The sequence below is a fragment of the uncultured Cardiobacterium sp. genome, assembly GCF_938028185.1.
Lineage (GTDB): Bacteria > Pseudomonadota > Gammaproteobacteria > Cardiobacteriales > Cardiobacteriaceae > Cardiobacterium.
The window spans coordinates 1-3,913 of the sequence record NZ_CALJAH010000418.1; the positions used below are offsets into that span (position 1 = coordinate 1).

At 60.3% G+C, this 3,913-nt stretch carries 2 protein-coding genes; both read right to left on the reverse strand.

What is annotated here, in order from left to right:
* Positions 1 to 133 precede the first annotated feature (133 nt).
* Positions 134 to 1,501, reverse strand: coding sequence for a sigma-54 dependent transcriptional regulator (locus Q0349_RS12135; protein ID WP_298081270.1), 1,368 nt, complete (start codon positions 1,499 to 1,501; stop codon positions 134 to 136).
* Positions 1,498 to 3,660, reverse strand: a complete 2,163-nt coding sequence (locus Q0349_RS12140) for an ATP-binding protein (protein ID WP_298081272.1) — start codon at positions 3,658 to 3,660, stop codon at positions 1,498 to 1,500. The genes Q0349_RS12135 and Q0349_RS12140 overlap by 4 nt, the downstream gene beginning before the upstream one ends.
* Between the last annotated feature and the right edge of the window lie 253 nt (positions 3,661 to 3,913).

Genomic DNA, 3,913 nt, shown 5'->3' on the forward strand with positions numbered 1-3,913 from the left:
AGCCGAGGCGCACTTATGCAACGTGAAAAACCGCATCGGGGGCAGTAGTGTGCGGTGGGCGAACCGCGCACTACCTGCCCATCCAAAACCGCAATTCAAACGGTGGGGCAAGCCCCACCCTACGGTTTTCGGTTTATTTGGGCTTGTGCGTCGGGTCGATGCCGAGGCTGCGCAGTTTGCGGTAGAGGTTGGTGCGGTCCATCCCTACTTTGTTCGCGAGTTTGGCGATGTTGCCGTCGCAGTCGCGGAAGTATTCGAGCAGGTATTGGCGCTCAAAGACTTCGCGCGCGTCTCTGAGAGTCATGTCTTTCGGGATGATTTGTGACCAGAGGTTGTCCGGGTTGTTGTGTTCGCCCGGCAGTAGTGCCGCTTTGGCTTCGTCCGCGCTGATTTCGGGTTCGTCGCTGTTGATGAGCAGGCGCTGCACGAGGTTTTTGAGTTCGCGGATGTTGCCTGCGTTCCAGTTGTGCTGGCGCAGCAGGTTTTGTGCGGCGAGGCTGAAGTGGCGGTAGGGCAGTTGTTCGTTGTCGGCGTATTGTTGGCTGTAGTAGTCAAGGAGTTCGGGGACGTCTTCGCTGTGTTGTTCGAGCGGGGCGATGTCGATGGTGGCGATGGTGATGTGGTCGTAGAGGCCGGGTGTGAGGCGTTCTTTGAGGATGTTCAGGCGGGTCGCTGCGATGATGCGTGCGTCGCTGGTTTGCGCGCCGCTCGTGTCGCCGGGGTAGTATTCGTGGTGCTCCAGCAGGTGTTGCAGGGTGGTCTGGATGTCTTCGCGCAGGTTGCCGATTTCGTCGAGGTACAGCGTGCCGTTGCCCGCCTGGGCGATGAGGCCGGGGCGTTTGTTGTTGCCGAGCAGGATGGCGGGGATGTCGTTGCTGTCGATGGCGGCGAGGTTGGTGTTGATGAAGGGGGCGTCGCGGCGGCTGCTTTTTTGGTGGATGTGGCGCGCCAGGTGTTGTTTGCCGGTGCCCGCGTTACCGTGGATGAGCAGCGGGATGTTCTGGTCGGCGAGGTGCTCCGCCTGGCGGCGCAACTCTTGGGTTTGGCTGCTTTTGCCGATGAGTTCGGCGGGCGGGTTGATTTTGGCTTTGAGGGCGGCGTTTTGGGTTTGCAGGTTGTGGGTTTGTAGCGCGCGCTGCACGGTGAGGAGGAGTTTGGCGCTCGATAGCGGTTTTTCGAGGAAGTCGTAGGCGCCGAGTTTGGTGGCCTCCACCGCGGTTTCGATGGTGCCGTGGCCGCTCATGATGACCACCGGGCATTGCAGCGCGCCGCTGTTTTGCCATTCGCGCAGCAGGCTGATGCCGTCGGTGTCGGGCATCCAGATGTCGAGCAGGATGAGTTGGGGTTTGTGTTGCAGGTTTTGTTGCCGCGCTTCTTCGGCGTTGGCGGCGGTGTGGGTGGTGTAGCCTTCGTCGCCGAGGATGTCGGTCAGGGTGTCGAGGATGCCGGTTTCGTCGTCGATGATGAGGATTTCGGTGCGGGCGTTCGGGTTGTCGTTCATGGGGTTTGGCTCGTGGTGATGGGCAGGGTGATGGTGATTTTGGCGCCACCGAGGTCGCGGCTGTGGCCGGCGCTGATGGTGCCGTCGTGTTCGTGCACGATTTTTTTGACGATGGCAAGGCCGAGGCCGGTGCCTTTGGGTTTATTGGTGACGTAGGGCTCAAACGGGTCTTTGTTGAGGTCGGCAAAGCCGGGGCCGTTGTCTTCGATGTCGAGGGTGAGGTTGTCTTGTTGTTGGCGGGTGCGCCAGCGGATTTGTGGCTGTGCGCTGCCTTGGGTGGCCTCTATCGCGTTTTTCATGAGGTTGATGAGGATTTGCCGCAGGTGGACCGGGTCGGCGCTGATGTCGCCCAGCGGCTCTTGCAGGTCAAGTTCGAGGTGTTGTTCGCGGTAGAGTTCGGCGATTTGCCGCAGGAGCGGGTTGAGCTGGAGGTTTTGTCGCCGGGTTTCGAGGGGTTTGGCGATTTGGCTGAAGTCGGCGACGATTTGTTGCATGGCTTCGACTTGGTCGATGATGGTGCCGGTCGCTTTGGCAAGGATTTGTTGGTCTTTTTCGTCGGCGAGTTTGTCGGCGAGGCGGTTTTGCAGGCGTTCGCTTTGCAGGCGGATGGGGGTGAGCGGGTTTTTGATTTCGTGGGCGAGGCGTTTGGCGACTTCTTCCCAGGCGGCGTTGCGCTGCGCGTGCAGGAATTCGGTGATGTCGTCGATGACGATGACGTGGCCGTTGCGCCCGCGTTTGTTGGTGTCGGGCAGGCGGCTGCCGTGGCACATGAGGATTTTGCGCGCGCCGTGGCGGTTCAGGGTGATTTCTTGTTGCCAGTTTTCTTGGTTGGCGGTGATGTAGGGCAGGAGCGCCTGCATCAGTTCTTGGTAGCTGTTTTCGCTGGGTTTGTCGGCTTCGGGCAGGCTGGTTTTGTGCAGGCGCGCCAGCGGCAGGTCGAGGATTTTGCCCGCGTTCTGGTTCCAGCTTTGGAGGCGGCCGCCGCCATCGAGGGTGAGGACGCCGCCGGTGATGTTGTCCATGATGGTTTCCAGCCGCGCTTTTTGTTCGACGAGGAGGCGCTGTACGCGGTCGTTGGTCTCGCGCGCTTCTTCGAGGTTTTGGCTCATGTGGTTGAATTGGCGACCAAGGATGCCGAGTTCGTTGTGCGGCAGTTCGGTGATGCGCGCGTGGTAGTTGCCTTCGGCGATGTTGGAGGCGGCGCGGCTCAGGGTGCGCAGCGGGTGGCTCAGGCGTTCGCTGAAGTGGGCGGCGAGCCAGATGATGATGAGCGCGGTGAGGAGGATGGTGGTGGAGAAGACGAGGATGATGTTGGCGCGGATGCGCGGTTGCAGCGCGTTGTAGTTTTGGTGCTGGCGGTATTGTTCGCGCACGTTTTCGGCCTGGCTGTTGAATGCCTCCGGCATGGTGTAGATGGCTTGCAGGTAGAAGGTGTTTTCGGGTTTGTGGATGATGGTGAGGACGGTGATGGTGTATTCGCCGTTGTTTTCGCCGTATTCGAAGTGCTCTTGTTCGTCGGTGGCGTTGAGCATGGCGGCGGTGCTCGGCGCTTCGATGATGAGTTTGCCGGTATCGACGCTGCTGTAGGCGACGATGGTGCCTTGCAGGTCAAAGACGGCCAGCTCCAGTGCGCCGGTCTGGCGGCGTAATGGCTCGATGTTGGCGATGAGTTTGGCCTGGTTCATGTCGCCCATTGCCTGGCGCAGGATGCGGGTTTGTTCGAGCGCCTGTCCGGTGCGGATGGCGATGGCGGTGCGGGTCAGTTGCAGCGCGTTGTCGAGGGCGTTGTTGATGCGGGTGTTGAAGACTTTGCCGAGGTCGTAGGTGAGGTATTGCCAGCTGAAGGCGGCGATGATGGCGGCGGGGATGATGGCGGTGGTGAAGATGCGCCAGCCGTAGTAGAAGCCGAGGCTGCTTTTTTTTTTGCGGCGGTGGTTGCGGGCGCTGCGGATGATTTGCCACAGGGTGATGAGGCTCAAGATGCCGAGGCCGGCGATGGTGAGGTTGATGAGGACGAGGTGGCTTTTTTCGAGCGGCAGGCCGCTCATTGCCGCCTGGCCAAAGCGGTGGATGCTGATCAGGGTAAGCAGCGCGAAGATGCTGCAGATGAGGATGATGCCGGTGCGGCGGGCGTTGAGGTGGCGGGTGGTGGTGGTCATGTGTGTGTGCGGTCTGGTTTACATACAGGTGGAGCGCTCAGGTGTATGTATAGTGGAATAAATTTGAAATAAACCTGTTTGACGTAATTTGTGTAGTGAACTGAAGAATAGAAATCCGCCGATATGCCCCCTCCCTCCATGGGGGAGGGCAGGAGTGGGGGCAGCAAACGTGAAAAATCGCCATTTGGGCTCTTGGGCAATATCGCTCACCCCCTCCCCAACCCTCCCCCGCTGCGGGCTTCGCCCTGCAGGG

Coding starts and splice junctions, on each gene's coding strand:
- Q0349_RS12135 (WP_298081270.1), bottom strand. CDS start 1,501: ATGAACGACAACCCGAACGCCCGCACCGAAATCCTCATCATCGACGAC.
- Q0349_RS12140 (WP_298081272.1), bottom strand. CDS start 3,660: ATGACCACCACCACCCGCCACCTCAACGCCCGCCGCACCGGCATCATC.